5 protein-coding genes and 1 pseudogene are annotated in these 19,342 nt (G+C 71.3%); 1 reads left to right on the top strand and 5 read right to left on the bottom strand.

Going from position 1 to position 19,342, the window contains the following annotated elements:
• Positions 1-13 precede the first annotated feature (13 nt).
• Positions 14-1,117: a branched-chain amino acid aminotransferase gene (locus tag KHP12_RS39585; protein ID WP_086879374.1), complete on the top strand. Its 1,104-nt coding sequence runs from the start codon at positions 14-16 to the stop codon at positions 1,115-1,117.
• Between the two features lie 58 nt (positions 1,118-1,175).
• On the opposite strand, the gene panD is transcribed toward KHP12_RS39585, so the two are convergent.
• The 5 genes and pseudogenes from panD to KHP12_RS39560 form a co-directional block, all read right to left on the bottom strand.
• Positions 1,176-1,559 (bottom strand): aspartate 1-decarboxylase, encoded by a 384-nt coding sequence (panD, locus tag KHP12_RS39580; protein WP_086879373.1) that lies wholly within the window; start codon positions 1,557-1,559, stop codon positions 1,176-1,178.
• Positions 1,560-1,578: 19 nt separating this feature from the next.
• Positions 1,579-2,514, bottom strand: a complete 936-nt coding sequence (locus KHP12_RS39575; RefSeq protein WP_086879372.1) for a TauD/TfdA family dioxygenase — start codon at positions 2,512-2,514, stop codon at positions 1,579-1,581.
• Positions 2,515-2,556: 42 nt separating this feature from the next.
• Complete coding sequence (locus KHP12_RS39570; RefSeq protein ID WP_244202466.1) at positions 2,557-3,381, bottom strand: phosphatase PAP2 family protein; 825 nt, start codon at positions 3,379-3,381, stop codon at positions 2,557-2,559.
• A gap of 187 nt (positions 3,382-3,568) precedes the next feature.
• The gene (locus KHP12_RS39565) at positions 3,569-3,787 is read right to left on the bottom strand and encodes an MbtH family protein (RefSeq protein WP_086879371.1); all 219 of its coding nucleotides are present in this window, start codon (positions 3,785-3,787) and stop codon (positions 3,569-3,571) included.
• A 65-nt stretch (positions 3,788-3,852) separates the two neighbouring features.
• Positions 3,853-19,326 (bottom strand): annotated as a pseudogene (locus KHP12_RS39560) (amino acid adenylation domain-containing protein); the annotation flags it as partial.
• Between the last annotated feature and the right edge of the window lie 16 nt (positions 19,327-19,342).

The raw sequence follows: 19,342 nt of genomic DNA, 5'->3' as shown, positions 1-19,342 counted from the left end.
GGGAGTGTCCATCATGACCGACATCGTGACTGATCGCACGGCCCGTACCACGGTCGCGGCGCAGGCTCCGAAGAGCCCAGAGTTCGGCGCGTCCTTCACCGCGCACATGGTGACGGCGTCCTGGACCGCCGACGGCGGGTGGTCCCCGCTGGTACTGCAGCCGCACGGTCCTCTTCCCATGTCGCCCGCCATGGTCGGGCTGCACTACGGGCAGGTCGTCTTCGAAGGGCTCAAGGCCCATCGCCGGACCGACGGAACGGTGAGCGTCTTCCGCCCCGACCGCCATGCCGCACGGCTCGCCGAGTCGGCCCGCCGGCTGGCCATTCCTCCGCTGCCGGAGCGCCTGTTCCTCGACGCCGTCGACCTCCTGGTGGCCGCCGACCAGGACGAGCTGCAGCACGTCGGGCCGAACGCCCCCGCACTCAGCCTGTATCTCCGCCCGCTGCTCTACGCCAGCGAGGCGCACCTGGGGCTGCGGCCCGCGCGCGAGTACGCGTTCCTGCTCATCGCTTTCGTCACCGGCGGCTTCTTCGCCGACGGCCCCGAACCGGTGCCCGTATGGGTCAGTACGCGGCACCACCGGGCGGCGCCGGGCGGCACGGGGGCCGTGAAGTTCGCGGGCAACTACGCCCCCACCTATCTCGCCCAGGAGGAGGCGGCCCGCGCGGGCTGCCGGCAGGTGGTCTGGCTGGACGCGGCGGAACGGCGCTGGGTGGAGGAGCTGGGCGGGATGAACCTCTTCTTCGTACGGGGCCGCGGCGCCGGCGCCCAGGTGGTGACGCCGCCGCTCGGCGGCACGCTGCTGCCGGGGGTCACCCGCGATTCCCTGCTCCACCTCGCGACACGGCTCGGGTACGAGACACGAGAGGAGCGCGTTGCGGTGGACCAGTGGCGGGCGGAGTGCGCCGCGGGGACCATCACCGAGACCTTCGCCTCGGGTACGGCGGCGGCGGTCACGCCGGTGGGTTCGGTACGGCACGGCGACGCCGAGTGGCGGATCGGCGACGGCGGGGCCGGCCCGGTGACGCTCGCCCTGCACAACGCGCTGACCGGTGTCCAGACGGGCCGCTCGCCGGCACCGGACGGCTGGCTCCGGAAGGTACCGCCCAGGCGGTGACACCGACGCCCGGTGCCCGCCCCGGACGGGGGCGGGCACCGGGCGTCGTGCAGCGGGCTCAAAGCCGCTCCGGCCACCCGGGATCGTCGCCCTCTTCGAGGATGCGGTTGTGCTCGTCGACGAACACCACCCGCGGCTTCACCTCGCGGGCCCGCTCCTCCGCCACCAGGCCGTACCCGATGACGATGACGAGGTCGCCCTCGTGGACGAGACGAGCGGCGGCTCCGTTGATCTTCACGGTGCCGGAGCCCCGCTCCCCCTCGATGACATAGGTCTCCAGGCGGGAGCCGTTGTTGATGTCGACGATGTGGACCAGCTCGTTCGGGAGCAGGTCAGCGGCTTCCATCAGCAGCGGGTCGAGGGTGAGCGAACCGACGTAGTGCAGGTCCGCCTGGGTCACCGTGGCCCGGTGGATCTTCGACTTGAGCATGGTGCGGAACATGGCTGGTCGTCTCCTCGGGTCAGCCGGACATCGCGACCAGCACCCGCCGGTCACCGGTGAAGGGCCGACGCCCGTGGCCGACCGCCACGTTGTCGATCACCATCAGGTCGCCTTCGTACCAGTCGACGTTCACGGCCGCAGCCAGGCCGCGGTCGCGCACCTGGAGCACGTACTCGTCGGGGATGGGGCTGCCGTCCGCGAAGGAGACGGACTGCGGCAGTTCCTCGGGCGGCATGATCTGGGCCAGCTCGGCCGCCACCTCGTCCCCGAGGGCCGCGGGGTGGAACTGGTCGGACTGGTTGAACCAGACTTCCGTACCGGTGACCGGGTGCTTGATCGTGGCCGGCTGTACCTGCGAGATGATCCGCAGGGTTCCGTCCGGAAGCCACTTCCAGTCCGCCTGCCCCGCATCGAGGAAGGACTCCACGGCCTCCCGGTCCTCGGTCTCGAAGGCCTCCTTCCAGCTGCGGCCCAGACCCAGACCGTCGTGGAGGTTCTGGATGTAGCGCAGGCCGCCCGCGTACGCCTCCCGCACCTCCGGGTCGAGCGAGTCGAGCCACAGCCCGCCATCAACCACCGGGGTGGCGCCGCCCGTGGCCGGGGCCGTGGCGCAGTAGAAGAACAGCCGGGACGGCCATTCGTGGCTGTACGACAGCTCGTTGTGCATGGAGATCGTCTCCTCCGGCGGGTATTCCGTGGAGGTGTAGACATTGGCGCCCACTTTGGTACGCGGAGAGGTGCCGTGCAGGTACGAGAGGCGGTTCGGCAGGAGCAGGTCCATCACCGCTTCCAGCTCCTGCTCGGCCACGTGGAAACCGCGGAAGACGACGGCCTTCTCGCGGGTCAGCACGTCGGCGAAGTCCGTCCGGTCCCGCAGGTACTCGACCAGCCCCTGTGCGCTGGGGGCAATGCCCTCGGGTCGTATTTCCAGCGGTTTCCAGGCCGATGCGGTCACGGTGCATCCCCTCCCGTAATGGTGATCAATGAGGTGGCACGTTCATGGGCGCGTGCCTTCGGCGCGGGTGTTTCCGGTGTGCGTGTCTTCCGTGTGCGTGTTTTCCGTGTGCGTGCTGTGGGCGGGCGCACGTACGGTGCGCGTGTCCGCGGCGTGCGCCGCCGTGGAAGCGCCGGCCGGGCCGGACGCCGTCAGGACCGGCCGCAGCACATCGACGGCCCGCAGCCGCGCGACAATCAACTCCCCCGGCCGGATGAGCAGCCGGAGCACGACGGGCGCGACGACCGCGCCGACGAGGAAGCCCGCCACCACGTCGTGCAGGTAGTGCACTCCCAGGTAGACCCGGGAGAATGCGGTCAGGACGGCGATCGGCAGCGCCAGCCAGGCCCCGGCCCGCCAGACCAGGAACAGCGCTGCCATGAGGCCCGCGACGATCACCGAGTGGTTGCTGGGAAAGGACCAGTCGCCCAGCTCCGGGCATTCGGCGATCGGGTGTGCCCGGGCGACGGCCCGGCAGGGGCGCTCCTCCTCGATCCCGCTCTTGACGAGCTCGCTCAGCACATAGGCGACCCCGGTGGCGACCGGGACGAGCAGCGCCGCCGCCATCTTCCGGTGGTGCTCGCTCCGGGCCCGCCAGCAGGCGATGACGGCCAGCGCGAGACACACCAGGATGCCTGCCTCGGTGCCGATTTCCGCGAGCTTCTGGAGCCAGGCGGGCGACTCCGCCGCGAACGACGTGATGTCGCGGTACGCGCCGGCGCCGGGATTCTCCTCGCCCGATCCCGGCGTCACCCGCATGCTCAGCAGCCAGCCGACCGTCAGCAGAACCAGTCCGCCGACAACGATCCGCACAGACCATGTCTTCACGCTGCGCTTCAACCCCCTCTGGGCGCACGGCCGCCGCGCAAACGGCGCCGCCACGCCTGTCGATCTCTCCCGGTAGTCGGAGGAAATCTAAGGGAAATCGGCGGCAAGGGCATCGGACGAAAGTGTCCGATTCACCCTGACGAAAGTCAGGGTGAATCGGCACACCAGGAGCGGCCGACGTGCCGGACTAGGAGGCCTTCCCGTCCATTGCGGCAATCAGGCTGTTCGGACGCATATCGGTCCAGTGCTCGTTGATGTAGTCCATGCAGGTCTGGCGGTCGGTTTCCTGGACCTTGACCTGCCAGCCGGCCGGCACCTCGGCGAACGACGGCCAAAGCGAGTACTGACCTTCGTCGTTGACGAGAACCAGGTACGTGCCGTCGGCGTCCTCAAACGGGTTCGTCACCCTACAACTCCCTTACTTGCCTTACTGACCGAGATGGACAGACACACTTCACAGTTGTTCGGCGCTCACAGTCGTTCGCCGAGGATCCTGCCGATGCGGGCAACCGAGGAGGGATCTGTCAGCATTTCCTCGTGCTCGACGTCGACATAATAGTTTTCGAACTCTCCCGCTGTATAGGGCTTCCAGGGACTCGCGCCCCGCCGCCGGCGGGCCTCCTCCGAAGCACGCGCGGAAAAGAACAGCACGTCGCCGTCGAAGCGTCCGGGGACGTACCGGCGCATGACCCGGACGTTATTCACGTAAACGTCCTTCACGGCAAGGATCTCGTCCGCTTCAAGCTGCGCCAGGGACCTGTTCTCATGACGCAGGAATTCCCGGTAGCGCTCGATCGGGAAATCTCCCTCGGTCAGCTCCGCCATGCTGAACTCGAAGCCTATGGCCCGGAGATTCCTGGCCACGATCTCCACTTCGCTCTCCTCGGCGCCACCCTGTCCGACACCCGGCTGCCGGGCGGGCGGGAAGGCGTCGAGCAGCGCGAGGAGCTCCACCTTCACGCCGGACCGCTGCAGCCGTACGGCCATGGCGTGGGCGATATGACCGCCGAACGACCAGCCCAGGAGCCGATACGGCCCCTCCGGCTGCGCTTCCTGGATACGGCGTACGTACTCGTCGGCCATCGCGTCCACCGACGGCAGCACAATGCCGCTGCCCCGGCGTACCCCCGGCGCCTGGAGCGCGTACACGGGCACGTCCGGATCGATGTGCGTGAGCAGAGCCGCGTAGCACCAGCCGAGTCCGGCCGCCGGATGCACACAGAACAGCGGGGCCCTGCCACCGCGTCGCCGCAGCGGCAGCAGGCCGGTGAACGCGTCGCGGTCCTCGTTCCTCCGGTCGATGTCCGCCGCCAGCGAGGCGACCGTCGGTGCCTCGAACAGGTTCCGCACGCTGAGCTCCACCCCGAGCACGGCGCCGATCCGGGACAGCAGCCGGGCGGCCAGCATCGAGTGGCCGCCCAGTGCGAAGAAGTCGTCGTCGACCCCCACGTGGGCGACGTCCAGGACCTCACTGAAGAGCCGTTGCAGGATCTCTTCGCGCGGGCCGCGCGGCTCCCGGCCCGCCGTGGCCGCGTACTCCGGTGCCGGCAGGGCCTTGCGGTCGAGCTTGCCGTTCGGGGTGAGCGGCAGCGTGTCCAGGGTCACGAACGCCGACGGCACCATGTAGTCGGGCAGGGTCTCCTGGAGGTGGGTACGGAGCGCGGTGCCGAGGGCGTGGCCCGCGCGCCGGCGGCCCGGTTCGTTGGTCCAGCGGCGCAGCGAGTGGTTCCGGGCCTGCTCCGGCGCGGGACCGGGCGCGTCGGCCGGTGCGTAGATGCCGGTCAGCGCTTCCGCGGTGAGCCGGCTCTCCTCGACGAGGACGACGTCCAGGTCGCCCTCGCCGCCGGTGCCCGACCAGGTCACGAAGGTCCGGTAGCCGAGGGCGCGGCCGGCCTCGCGGAAGGCCGCCGGGGACGGTGCGTCCGTCGGGCCCCCACCGCCGCCGGACCGGTGCGTCCCGGTACCATCCTGCCCGGCCAGTGCCGCTGCCAGCTCGGCCAACTGTCCGGCCACCCGGCCATTGGGCACACCGACGACCCTCAGCGCGGCGGGGCACCGCTCCCTCAGGTGCGTCGTCAGCTCGTCCAGGCCGGCGATCTCCCGGTCCCAGTTCAGCCGCGGTGCCGTCCGCAGTGAGTACGGCTCGGCCGGGGACATGGACAGCACCACGTCGTAACGGTAGCGGGACAGTTCGTTGTCGTACCGGCCGCGCTTGACCTGCATGTCCGAGCAGTACGCGGGGATGCCAGCGGTGTGTAGGGCGGTGAAGAACTCCGGGGCGATCAGGAGCTCTTCCTCCTGCGCGACGCTGCGGTCGATGGCTCGTTCCAGCTCCTCCGGGTCGGGCCGCGCGCCGCCCCGGGACAGTTCCACCGAACCGCGGAAGCAGCGCAGCAGATGCAGATTGCGCACGTCACCGACGTAGATCCGGCCACCAGGGGCGAGCAGGCCGACGGCCTTGCGCAGCACGTCGGAGAGGTAGTCCGCGCTCGGGAAGTACTGGACGACCGAGTTGAGCACGATGGTGTCGAAGCCGGCCGGGAGCCCGTCGACGACGTGCGCCGCCCGGGTCCGCAGCTGCACCCGGCCGGCGAGTTCCGGGACCTGCGTCACCTGGCCGTGCAATCTCCCGATCACCGACGACGAGACGTCCGTCCCCCAGTACGACTGGCAATACGGTGCGACCTTGGAAAGGATCAATCCGGTGCCGACACCGATCTCCAGGACCCGGCGCGGGCGTAGTGCCAGGATGTCCTCGACGGCGTCCGACCGCCACTCCGCCATCTCCGCGAGGGAAATGGGCTCGCCGGTGTAGCTGCTCCGCCAGATGCCGAAGTCCTCGCCGAAGACGGCGGATCCGGGTTCCCGGTAGAAGGACTCGTACGTCGCCTCCCAAGCTGCGACCTGCTCTTCCTCTGCACCGGCCGGCTCCAGCGCGTGGGTGTCGGGCACCACGTAGCCCACCAGCCGGTGGTCGCCGGGGCGGTCCTCGCGGAGTACCACGGCGGCCTGGCGGACGGCCCGGTGGGACGAGAACGCCTCTTCCACCTCACCGAGTTCGATACGGTGACCGCGCATCTTCACCTGGTGGTCCACCCGGCCGACGAACTCAAGCTCGCCGTCCGCCCGCCACCGTACGAGGTCGCCCGTGCGGTACATGCGGGTGCCCGGGGCGCCGAACGGGTCGGCCGCGAATCGTTCGGCGGTCAGGCCGGGGCGGTTGAGGTATCCCCGGGCCACACCGGATCCTGCGATGTACAGCTCGCCGGCGACACCGGCGGGCACCGGGCGCAGCGACCGGTCCAGCACATAGACGCGGGTGTTGTCCAGAGGCCGGCCGATGGGAGGTGCCTGGCTGCCGGGCACCTCCCCGGCCGCCGCGTCTTGGGGCGCCCCGTCCAGCAGTGCGGCCGTCGACCAGATCGTGGTCTCCGTAGGGCCGTACACATTGGTCACTTCGCTGCCCGTGGCGTACAACTGCCGTGCCAGCGCGCCGGTCAGGGCCTCGCCGCCGACGAGCTTGCGCACCGCGGCGAGCGACGGGGCATGGTCAGCGGCCAGCATCTGCCAAGCCGTGGGGGTGGCCTGCATGACGGTGATCCGGCGCTGCTCGATCAGCCGGGCCAGTGCCGCCGGGTCCTTGGCCGCCTGCTGACCGGCCAGGACCACCCGCGCGCCGCTGAGCAGCGGCGCGTAGAGCTCGAGGTTGGAGATGTCGAAGCCGATGGTGGTCACGGCGAGCAGGCGGTCGGCCGTGCCGAGGTGCAGCCGGCTCTGCATCGCCTGCAGCAGGTTGACGACGTTCCTGTGGGTCACCACGACGCCCTTGGGGCGTCCGGTGGAGCCGGAGGTGAAGATGACGTAGGCGGTGTTCTCCGCGGCCGGCGCGCCGTGTACCCCGGCCGCAGGCGGCCGACCTCCCGGGCAGTGAGCGAGGGCCGGCGCCAGGTCCGGCGCGTCGAGCACGAGCGGCTCCAGCCCCAGTGCGCCCCCCGCCTCCGCCGCCAGGTCAGCCGAGGCGGCAGTGGCCAGCAGGGCCGTTGCCCGCGACTCCTGGACCATGTAACGGATGCGGTCCAGCGGGTAGTCGGGGTCGAGCGGTACATAGGCGCCGCCCGCCTTGAGGATCGCCAGCAGTGCGGCGACCATCTCCGCCGAGCGCGGCAGGCAGACCCCCACCAGGCTCTCCGGCCCGACCCCCTGGTCGTGCAGCAGATGGGCCAGCCGGTTGGACCTCTCGTCGAGCTCGGCGTACGTCAGTCGGGTGTCCTCGAATTCCACCGCGACGGCATCCGGCGTCCGTGCCGCCTGCGCCTGGAACAGCTCCGGCACGGTGGCGGCAGGGACCTCGCACGCGGTGTCGTTCCACTGGTCCAGCATCCGGCCCCGCTCGGCGCCGTCCAGTACGTCGACCCGTCCGACCGGGGTGCCGGGCGCGTCCGCCAAGGTGCGCAGCACCCGCAGGAAGCGCTCGGTGAGGGATTCCGCGGTGCTCCGGTCGAACAGGTCCGCGCTGTATTCCAGGACCGCGTTCAGCCCGGTGACCGTGCCCTCGTCGCCGTACGCATCGGCGAAGGCGAACATCAGGTCGAACTTGGCGATGGCCGAACCCACGCCCTGGCCGGTGACCGTCACTCCGGGGAGCCGCTGGACGGACGCGCGGGCGACCTGCTGGTCGGTGTTGTTGAAGGCGAGCATCACCTGGAAGAGCGGGTGCCGGGCCATCGAGCGTTCCGGGTTGATGACCTCGACCAGGCGCTCGAAGGGAACGTCCTGGTGCGCGTAGGCGTCCAGGGCGGTTTCCCGCACCTTACCGATCAGTTCCTTGAAGGTGGGGTCGCCGGAGAGGTCCGTCCGCAGCACGAGCGTGTTGACGAAGAATCCGACCAGGTCCGCCACCTCCTCGCCGGTGCGGCCGGCGATCGGGGTGCCGATGGGGATGTCCACCCCCGCCCCCAGCCGGGACAGCAGCGTGGCCAGTGCCGCCTGCACCACCATGAAGACGCTGGCCTGGTTCTCCCGTGCCACCGTCACCAGCCGTGCGTACAGCTCCGGGGGGACCTCGAAGGCGACGCGCCCTCCGGTGTACGAGGTGGCCGAGGGACGCGGCCGGTCGGCCGGCAGCCGCAGTTCGGCTGGCAGCCCGTCCAACGTGCGCGTCCAGTAGGCGAGTTGGCGGCTTATCTGGCTGTCCGGGTCGTTCTCGGAACCGAGCTGGTCGCGCTGCCAGAGGGTGTAGTCAGTGTACTGGACCGGCAGCTGCGGCCACTCGGGGGCTCGGCCAGCGCACCGCGCGGAGTAGGCGACGGCGAAGTCCCGCGCAAGCGGCCCCATGGACCAGCCGTCGGCGCTGATGTGGTGGACCAGGAGCAGCAGGACGTGCTCCTGCGGCCCGAGCGTGAAGAGCCAGGCCCGGATCGGGAGGTCACTGCTCAGGTCGAACCGGTGGGCGGCCGCGGCCCGCAACCGCTCGTCGAGCCCCGCTTCGTCCGCAGCCACGATCTGCAGCTCGGCCCGCGCCCGGTCGGCGGGCAGGATCCGCTGGTACGGGCCGTCGGCGTCCTCGGCGAACACCGTACGCAGGCTCTCGTGCCGCGCCACGACATCGTCCAGCGCCGCCCGCAGTGCGTCGCGGTCCAAGGTGCCGTGGAAGCGCCGGGCCACGGAGATGTTGTACGCCGGGCTTCTCCCTTCGAGCCGGTTGAGGAACCACAGCCGCTGCTGTGCGAAGGACAGCGGTGGGCGCTCGGGGCGGGGCACCGGTGTCACCCCCGGCCGCGCCTCCTCCGCTCCGTCCAGCACCTTCAACAGTCCCGACACCGTACGGGCCTCGAACATCTGTCGGATGGTGAGCTTGGCCCGGAACACGCTCTGCACCCGGCTGACGAGGCGGATGGCGAGCAGGGAATGCCCACCCCTATCGAAGAAGTCGTCGTCCGCCGTGACATGAGGCACGCCGAGCAGTTCGGCGAAGAGCCCGCGCAGGATCTCCTCCCGTGGGTCCTGCGCGGGGAGCGGGACGGTGGCGATGTCAGGAGTATCCGCCTGGGCATGCTCCTGGGTGTAGGTGGGGGCGGGGAGGGCGGCGCGGTCGAGTTTGCCGTTGGGGGTCAGCGGCAGCGCCTCCAGGGCCACAACCGCCGAGGGCACCATGTACTCCGGCAGCACCCGCGCCAGCCGCTCCCGCAGCCCGGCGGTATCGGCCGTGCCCACCACATACCCCACCAGACGCCGATCACCGGGGCGGTCCTCCCGCACCACCACCGCCGTCCGCGACACCCCACCGGCAGCCAGCAGCGCCGCCTCCACCTCGCCCAGCTCGATGCGATACCCCCGCACCTTGACCTGGTCATCGGCCCGGCCCACATACTCCAACAACCCCGCACCGGTCCAGCGCACAAGGTCCCCGGTGCGATACATCCGACTCCCCGACGCCCCATAGGGATCGGCCACAAAGCGCTCCGCGGTCAGCCCCGGACGATCCAGATACCCCCGGGCCAACACCACCCCCGCCACATACAACTCCCCCGGCACCCCCGGCGGCACCGGCCGCAACGCCCCATCCAGCACATAGGTCCGGGTATTCCAAAACGGCCGCCCGATCGGCACCACACCCGACGGCACCGCCACCCCCGGCTCCAAATGATGCTCCACACACGTCACCGTCGTCTCCGTCGGCCCATACGCATTGATCACCCGCACCCCCGGATGCGCCGACCGCCAATCCCGCAGCACCTCCCCCCGCAACGCCTCACCCGCCACCAACAACGTCCCCGACGACGACACCGCCCCCGGCAACGCCTCCAACAACCCCAAATGCGACGGCGTGACCTTCACCAGCGACGCCACCGGACCCGACTCCGCCACCCCCTCCTCCAAATCCGCCACCCGCACCGCACCACCGGAGACCAACGGCCCCCACAACGCCGTCACCGTCAAATCAAACGACACCGAAGAATGCAGCAACGACACCCCCGCCGCATCCCCATACACCTCACGCGCCCGCACCAGATACGCCCCCAGCGACCGGTGCTCCACCACCACACTCTTCGGCCGCCCCGTCGACCCCGACGTGAAAATCACATACGCCGGCCACGACAGCCCCACCGGCTTCAGATCATCCACCGAGAAGGCCTCCGCCTCCATCCCCACACCGGCCAGCCACGCCTCATCAACCACCAACGCCGGCGCCGCATCCTCCAGCACATACGCGATCCGCTCCGCCGGATACCCCGGATCCACCGGCACATACGCCGCCCCCGCCTTCACCACCGCCAGCAGGACGACGATCAGGTCTGCGGAGCGCGGCAACAGCACCGCCACCCGCACCTCCGGCCCCACCCCCCGCGCCACCAGCAGCCGGGCCAAACGATTCGCCCGCGCATTCAGCTCCGCATACGACAGCACCGTCTCCCCGCACACCACCGCCGTAGCACGCGGCGACCGGGCCGCCTGCGCCTCGACCAACTGCGGCAACGCCACCACCGGCACATCCCGCGCCGTAGCAATCCACTCCCCCAACACCAACCCACGCTCGGCCTCGGAGAGCACATCCACCGCACCGACCCGCACCCCCGGATCAGCAACCACCGCCTCCAACACCCGCACCAACCGACCCACCAACGCCTCCGCAGACACCCGATCAAACAGGTCCGTCCGGTAGTCCAGAACGCCCGAGATCCCGTCCGGCTGAGCGCGCTCCGTACTCACTCGCTCCACCATGCGGAAGAGCAGATCGAATTTGGCCGCGCCCACCGGCAGGGGCTGTGGTCGCACGGTGATACCCGGCAGCCCTTGGGCCGCCGCAGCGGCCCGTTCGTGGTCGACGTTGTTCCAGGTGAGCATGGTCTGGAACAGCGGGTGCCGGGCCATCGAGCGCTCGGGGTTGAGCGCTTCGACCAGGCGCTCGAACGGCACGTCCTGGTGCGCGTACGCCGCGAGGTCGAACTGCCGGACGCGGCCGAGGAGTTCGCCGAAGCTCGGGTCGCCCGACAGGTCCGTGCGCAGCACGAGTGTGTTCACGAAGAACCCGACCAGGTCCTCGACCGCGTCGTCCGTACGGCCCGCTATGGGGGTACCGATCGGCACGTCGTCGCCGGCTCCGAGCCGCGACAGCAGCACCGACAGCGCCGCCTGAACGACCATGAACACGCTCGCCCGGTTCTCCCGTGCGAGCACGACCACCCGTTCGTGGAGCTCCGCGGGAACCGTGAAGGCGACGCGACCTCCGACCTGCGAGGCGACGGCGGGGCGACGCCGGTCCACCGGGAGTTCCAGCTCCTCCGGGGCTCCGGCCAGCGCCTCCCGCCAGAAGGCGAGTTGGCAGGCGATGACGCTGTCCGGGTCGTCCTCGGAGCCGAGCACCTCGCGCTGCCAGAGCGTGTAGTCCGCGTACTGTATGGGCAGTCGTCCGTGCGGCCACGCCGGGGCGTCCCCCGCGCACCGCGCCGCGTACGCCGCCGACAGGTCGCGCGCCAGCAGGCCCGTCGACCAGCCGTCACCGGCGATGTGGTGCACCAGGATCAGCAGCACGCAGTCCTGCGGGTCGAGCTCCAGCAGGCAGGCGCGCAGCGGCGGTTCGGCGGACAGGTCAAAGGCGTAGCGCGCCGCCGCTGCCAGCTCCTCTGCCAGCCGGGTCTCGTCCGTGCGGACGACCGGCAGCTCCGGGTGGGCCGCTTCGGGCGGCAGGATGACCTGGTGGGCGCCCTGTGCGTCCTCGGCGAAGATCGTGCGCAGCGACTCGTGCCGCGCCACGACGTCGCCCAGCGCCGCCGTCAGGGCCGCCCGGTCGAACGGGCCGGTGAGGCGGAGCGCGACCGGCATGTTGTATGTGGGGCTCGGGCCCTCCAGCCGGTGCAGGAACCACAGGCGCTGCTGGGCGAAGGAGAGCGGGATGCGCCCGGGGCGGGCGGCGACTCTCGTCAGTGCCGCACGGGACCGGCCGGCTGTCCGGTCGAGGACCGCACCGAGCCGTTCCACCGTCGGGTGCTCGAACACCTGACGCACGGACAGCTCGGCATCGAGCGTGGCGCGGATACGGGCTGCGAGGCGGGTGGCGAGCAGCGAGTGGCCGCCCAGGTCGAAGAAGCCGTCGTCAATGCCCACTCGCTCCACGCCCAGGACCTCGGCGAACAGGCCGCACAGGATCTCCTCGCGCGGCGAGCGCGGGCCCCTGCCGCCCTCCGGGTGCGCCGCGGCGTCGGGCGCGGGCAGTGCCTTGCGGTCGAGCTTGCCGTTGGGGGTCAGCGGCAGGGCATCCAGGGTGACGAACGCCGACGGCACCATGTACTCCGGCAGCGAGCGCGCCACGTGTTCCCGCAGGCCGGCCGCGTCTGCCGCGCCGACCACGTAGGCGACCAGCCGCCGGTCGCCCGGCCGGTCCTCCCGTACCACAACGGCCGCCCGCGCGACCGCGTCATGGGTGGTCAGCACGGCCTCGATCTCGCCGGGCTCGATGCGATGCCCCCGCACCTTCACCTGGTGGTCGGTCCGGCCCACATACTCCAGCTCCCCGTCGGCCGACCAGCGCACCAGGTCGCCCGTGCGGTACATGCGCTCGCCGGGCGCTCCGTACGGGCAAGCCACGAGGCGTTCCGCGGTCAGCCCGGCACGGTGCAGATAGCCGCGGGCCAGGCCCGCCCCCGCGATGTACAGCTCACCGGCGACCCCGGCGGGCACCGGCCGCAGCCAGGCGTCCAGCACGTACACCCGCGTGTTGGCGATCGGCCGCCCGATCGCACCACGCCGTGCTCGGTCCCCGTCGACTGCGCCGGCCGTCGACCAGATGGTCGTCTCGGTCGGCCCGTAGACATTGGTGACCGATGCCGCGTACGCGGTCAGGGAAGCGGCCAGTTCGGCGGGCAGCGCCTCGCCACCGACGAGGACCCGCATGCCGGACAGCACCGATGCGGCCTCGTCCGCCGTCTCCGCGCCGTCGATGACCGCATGCCACAGGCTGGGCGTCGCCTGCATCACCGACGCGCCGCTCCGGACGATCAGGTCGAGTACGGCCCGCGGGTCGCGCACTGTGTCCCGGTCGGCCAGCTCCACGGTCGCGCCCGCCAGCAACGGCACGTACAGCTCCAGCGCCGCGATGTCAAAGCCGACGGTGGTCACCGCGAGCAGCCGCTCCCCCGGGGTCAGGGCGCATCGTTCGCCCAGGGAGACGAGCAGGTTCGCCAGCGCCGTATGCTCAACGGTCACCCCCTTGGGCCGCCCCGTCGACCCGGACGTGTAGATCACGTACGCGGGCGCCGACAGGTCCACCGCCCCCAGGTCCGCGTCATCGAATGCGCCGGCATCCGCCCCGGCCATCCATTCCTCGTCGACCACCAGCGCCGGACCGGCGTCCTCGATCATGTACGCGATGCGCTCCGCCGGGAACTCCGGATCCACCGGCACGTACGCCGCTCCCGACTTCAGCACCGCCAGCAGAACGACGACCAGGTCCGCGGAGCGCGGCAGCACCACGGCCACCCGTGCCTCGGGACCGGCGCCCCGCTCGACGAGCAGCCGGGCCAGCCGGTTCGCCCGCGCATTCAGCTCGGCGTAGAACAGCACCGTCTCCCCGCACACCACCGCCGTGGCGTGCGGCGATCGGGCGGCCTGCGCCTCGAACAGCTGCGGCAGCGCCGCCGCCGGCAGCTCGCGTGCGGTGTCGTTCCACCGCTCCAGCATCAGCTCGCGCTCGGCTGCCGACAGCGGATCCACGGCGCCCACCCGCATGTCCGGGTCGGCGAGCAGCGCTTCCAGCACGCGGATGAAGCGGTCGGCGAGCAGCGTGGCCGTCGCACGGTCGAAGAGGTCGGTGCTGAACCCGAGGGCGCCGTGCAGACCTGCGGCGCCTTCCTGCGGGCCGTCGGTCCGCTGTCCGGATGCAGTGCGCTCTTCGAAGGCGAAGGACAGGTCGAACTTGGCGACGCCGGTACCGGCCGGGTATCCGGAGACCGACAGCCCCGGCAGCTCCGGCAGCCGTTGCGCCGGGCCCGCGGCGGGGCCTTGGAGCGTGCCTTCGTTCCAGGTGAGCATGGTCTGGAACAACGGGTGCCGGGACGTCGACCGTTCGGGGTCGAGGGCCTCGACCAGCCGCTCGAAGGGCACGTCCTGGTGCGCGTACGCCGCCAGGTCGAACTCCCGCACCCGCGCGAGCAGCTCGCGGAAGCTGGGGTCGCCCGACAGGTCCGCGCGCAGCACCAGTGTGTTCACGAAGAACCCGACCAGGTCCTCCACCGCGTCGTCCGTACGGCCCGCGATCGGCGTGCCCAGCGGGATGTCGTTCCCCGCCCCGAGCCGCGACAGCAGTACGGACAACGCTGCCTGCACCACCATGAACGGACTCGCGCCGCTCTCCCGCGCGCGTGTCGTCAGTCGCTCGTGCAGCCCGGCCGGCACCTCGAACTCCACCGCATCGCCCCGGTAGGAGGGCGTGGCCGGCCGCGTCCGGTCCCTGGGCAGGTCCAGCTCCGCCGGCAGGCCGGCCAGCGCCGTGCGCCAGAAGTCCATCTGCCCGGCCAGAATGCTGCCGGGGTCGTCCCCGGTCCCCAGTACCTCGCGCTGCCACAGGGCGACGTCGGCGTACTGGACGGGCAGGGGGGACCACGCGGGAGCCCACCCGGCGCACCGGGCCGCGTAGGCGGTGGTCAGATCGCGCGACAGCGGCCCCATCGACCAGCCGTCGCCCGCGATGTGGTGCACCAGGAGGAGCAGCACATGGTCGTCTTCCGCCAGCTCGAAGAGCGTCGCGCGGAAGGGGATGTCGGTCTCCAGGCGGAAGCAGTGCCGGGCCGCGGACCGCAGCTCGTCGTCGAGCCGGGTGGCGTCGGTGCGTACCTCGTCCAGTACGGGCCGGGCCTCGTCCGCCGGCAGCACGCGCTGGTAGGGGCCTTCGGAGCCCGCAGCACCGCCCGTGTCCTCGCCGAAGACGGTCCGCAGTGCCTCGTGCCGGGCCACCACATCGGCGAGCGCGGCCCGCAGTGCGGCGCGGTCCAGGCTGCCGGTGAGCCGGAGCGCGGTGGGGATGTTGTAAGTGGCGCTGGGGCCTTCGAACCGGTCGAGGAACCAGAGCCGGCCCTGGGCGAACGACAACGGGACGCGGTCCGGGCGGCAGGCCGCGCGGACGACCGGGGCCCGTGTGCCGGGCCCGGCGGCGTCCAGGCCGGCGCCGAGCCCGGCCACCGTGGGCGACTCGAAAAGCTGACGCACCGACAGTTCCACGTTCAGTGCCGTACGGACCCGGTTGACCAGTCGGGTCGCGAGCAGCGAGTGACCGCCCAGCTCGAAGAAGCCGTCGTCGATGCCGACCTGATCCACGCCCAGTACATCGGCGAACAGGCCGCACAGGATCTCCTCGCGCGGCGACCGCGGCCCCCTGCCGCCCTGCGTGGTGCGGGCGGGGGCGGGCAGGGCGCGCCGGTCCAGCTTCCCGTTCGAGGTGAGCGGCAGGGCGTCGAGAGTGACGAACGCCGACGGCACCATGTACTCCGGCAGCGCCCGCGCCACGTGCGCGCGCAGTGTACGGGTGTCCGCATCACCGACCACGTACGCGACCAGGCGCTTGTCACCAGGGCGGTCCTCGCGCACCACCACGGCCGCGCGGGCGACCGCCTCGTGCGCGGCCAGCACCGCCTCGATCTCACCGGGTTCGATGCGGAAGCCGCGCAGCTTGACCTGGTCGTCGGCTCGGCCGAGGTACTCCAGCTGCCCGTCGCCGTTCCAGCGGACCCGGTCGCCGGTGCGGTACATGCGCTCGCCGGGCGTCCCGAACGGGCAGGCCACGAACCGTTCGGCGGTCAGGCCCGGACGGTTCAGATAGCCACGGGCCAGGGCCGCGCCCGCGATGTACAGCTCGCCCGCCGCCCCGGCCGGCACCGGTCGCAGCCCGGCGTCCAGCACATAGGCCCGTACATTGGACACGGGCCGGCCGATGGGGGCATGTGCGGGCCAGGAGCCGACGTCCTGCGGCAGTGTGTACGCGGTGACGACATGCGTCTCGGTGGGTCCGTAGTGGTTGTGCAGCCGACGGCCCGATCCGTCGCCGTACAGGGCCCTCACGGCGTCGCCGAGCCGCAGCGCCTCACCGGCCTGGGCAAGGTGCGCCAGGTCCGGCAGGGACAGGTCCTGCTGCCGGGCCGCCTCGGCGAGCGCGTCGATGACCAGGTTCGGTGCGTAGAGTTCGCACACCCCGTGCTCCTGGAGCCAGGCCGCCAGCTGATCGGGGCTGCGACGTACGCCCTCCGGGCAGGTGACGAGCGCGTTGCCGGAGAGCAGGGCGGACAGCATTTCCTGCACGGACACGTCGAAACCGACGGCTGTGAACTGTGCCGTGCGCCCACCCGCGGCCCCCGGAACGGCGCGCCCGTGCCAGGCCAGGAGATTGACGACCGCACCGGCAGGCATCACCACGCCCTTGGGGCGGCCGGTGGAACCCGAGGTGTAGATCACGTAGGCCGGGCGCTGGGGCGCGAGGGGGGCGAGCCGCTCGTCGTCCGTGAGGTTGCTCTCGCCGAGGCCGGATGTATCGGCGCCGGCGAGCCAGGACTCGTCGACGACGAGGATGGGAGCCGCGTCCTCGACCAGGTACGTGAGCCGGTCGGCCGGGTACTCGGGATCCATGGGCAGATACGCCGCGCCCGTCTTGAGGACGGCCACGAGGACGACGAGGAGGTCGGCCGAGCGCGGCAGGCGTACGCCCACGAACTCCTCGGGGCCCACACCCTGCCTGATCATCAGCCGGGCGAGACGGTTGGCCCGCGCGTTGAGCTCGGCGTAGCTCAGAGTGCCGGTGTCGTCGAGTGCGGCCGGAGCGGCGGGAGTACCCGCGACCTGTGCTTCGAAGAGCTCCGGCAGGGTGGCGGTGGGGACGGGTCCCGCGGTGTCGTTCCAGGCGGTGAGCAGTTGCTCGCGCTCGTCCGGAGTCAGCAGTTCGGCCTGGCCGATGCGGCGCGCGGGCGCGTCCGCCATCGACCGCAGGATGCGTACGAAACGCTCGGCCAGCGTGGCCGCGGTGGCACAGTCGAAGAGGTCGGTGCTGTACTCCAGGATGCCCTGCAGTGCGTCCGGGCGGCTGTCCGTGGCGCCGTGCGCGCCGCCGTCCGCGGCGGACCGCTCGACGAACGCGAAGAGCAGGTCGAACTTGGCGATGCCGGTGCCGACGGGGAGCGGTGTGACCGTCAGCCCGTCGAGGCGGGCGGAGGCGTCGAAGGTCTGGTACTGGTCCGCGGCGTTCCAGGTCATCATCGTCTGGAACAACGGGTGCCGGGCCATCGACCGCTCGGGGTTGAGGATTTCGACCAGCCGCTCGAAGGGCACGTCCTGGTGCGCGTACGCTGCCAGCGCGGTGTCCCGCACCCGCCCGATGAGCTCTGCGAAGCTGGGGTCGCCCGAGGTGTCGGTGCGCAGCACCAGTGTGTTCACGAAGAACCCGACGAGGTCGTCGAGTGCGTCGTCCGTGCGGCCTGCGATGGGCGTGCCCAGCGGGATGTCGTCGCCCGCGCCGAGCCGGAACAGCAGGGCCGCTAGGGCGGCCTGCACCACCATGAACGGGCTCGCCTGATGGGCACGGGCCACTTCCCGGACCCGGCGGTAGACGTCCGCAGGGATGTCGAAGGCGACCCGGCCGCCGCGGTGCGAGGAGACCGCCGGGCGCGGACGGTCGGCAGGCAGCTCCAGCTCCTCCGGGAGTCCAGCCAACCGGTCCAGCCAATACGCCAGTTGACCGGCCGCGGAGCTGTCCGGGTCGTCCTCCGCGCCGAGCACGTCGCGCTGCCAGAGCGTGTAGTCCGCGTACTGCACGGGCAGCGGCTGCCACGCCGGGGCGGCGCCCTCCGTGCGCGCTACGTAAGCAGCGGTCAGGTCCCGGGCGAGCAGCGGCATGGACCAGCCGTCGCCGGTGATGTGGTGGACGAGGAGCAGCAGTACGTGCTCCTGCTCGGCGACCTCGAACAAGGTGGCGCGGAACGGCGGTTCAGCGGACAGGTCGAAGCCGTACCGTGCTGCTTCCGTCAGCGCGGCGTCCAGCCCGTCCGCACCGGTCTGCACCACCTCCAGCACCGGCACCGCCTCGGCGACCGGCAGCACCCGCTGGTACGCCCCTTCGGCGTCCTCACCGAAGACCGTACGCAACGACTCGTGCCGCCCCACCACATCCGCGAGCGCCGCCCGCAGCGCCGCCGGGTCCAACTCACCCGTCAACCGCAACGACACGGGCATGTTGTACGTCGGGCTGGGCCCCTCCAACCGGTTCAGGAACCACAGGCGCTGCTGGGCGAAGGAGACGGGGATCCTGGCGGTACGCGGCAGTGCCCTGATCCCCTCGCGTGCCCCGTCCGCGCCGTCCAGCAGCTTGAGCATCTTGGCCACCGAGCGGGCCTCGAACGCCTGCCGGATGGTCAGCTCGCAACCGAGCGCGCTGCGGACCCTGCTGACCAGCCGGATGGCGAGGAGGGAGTGCCCGCCGAGCTCGAAGAAGTCATCCTCCGGCCCGACCTCCGGAACACCGAGGATGTCGGCATACAGACCACACAGAATCTCCTGCCGCGGGTCCTGCGGGGCCCGCAGCATCAACCCGGCCCCCGTGCGGGCCGCCGACTCAACGACATACTCCGGAGCGGGCAGCGCCTTCCGGTCCAGCTTGCCGTGCGCGGTCAGCGGCAGGGCATCCAGGACGACCACCGCGGAGGGGACCATGTACTCCGGCAGCACCTCGGCGACGGACTGGCGCAGCAGGTGCCCATCGACCGCCCCATCCCCCTTGTGCGCCACCACATAGCCCACCAGCCGGTCCTCGCGGACGAGGACGGCGGCTTGGGCGACCTGCGGATGCGCGGCCAGCGCGGACTGCACCTCACCCGGCTCGATCCGATACCCCCGCACCTTGACCTGGTCATCGGCCCGGCCCACATACTCCAACAACCCCGCACCGGTCCAGCGCACAAGGTCCCCGGTGCGGTCGCCCGGAGCATCC

The sequence above is a fragment of the Streptomyces asiaticus genome, from assembly GCF_018138715.1.
Lineage (GTDB): Bacteria > Actinomycetota > Actinomycetes > Streptomycetales > Streptomycetaceae > Streptomyces > Streptomyces asiaticus.
The sequence above is the reverse complement of the archived record's forward strand: the minus strand, read 5'-3'. Positions and strand labels throughout refer to the sequence as shown.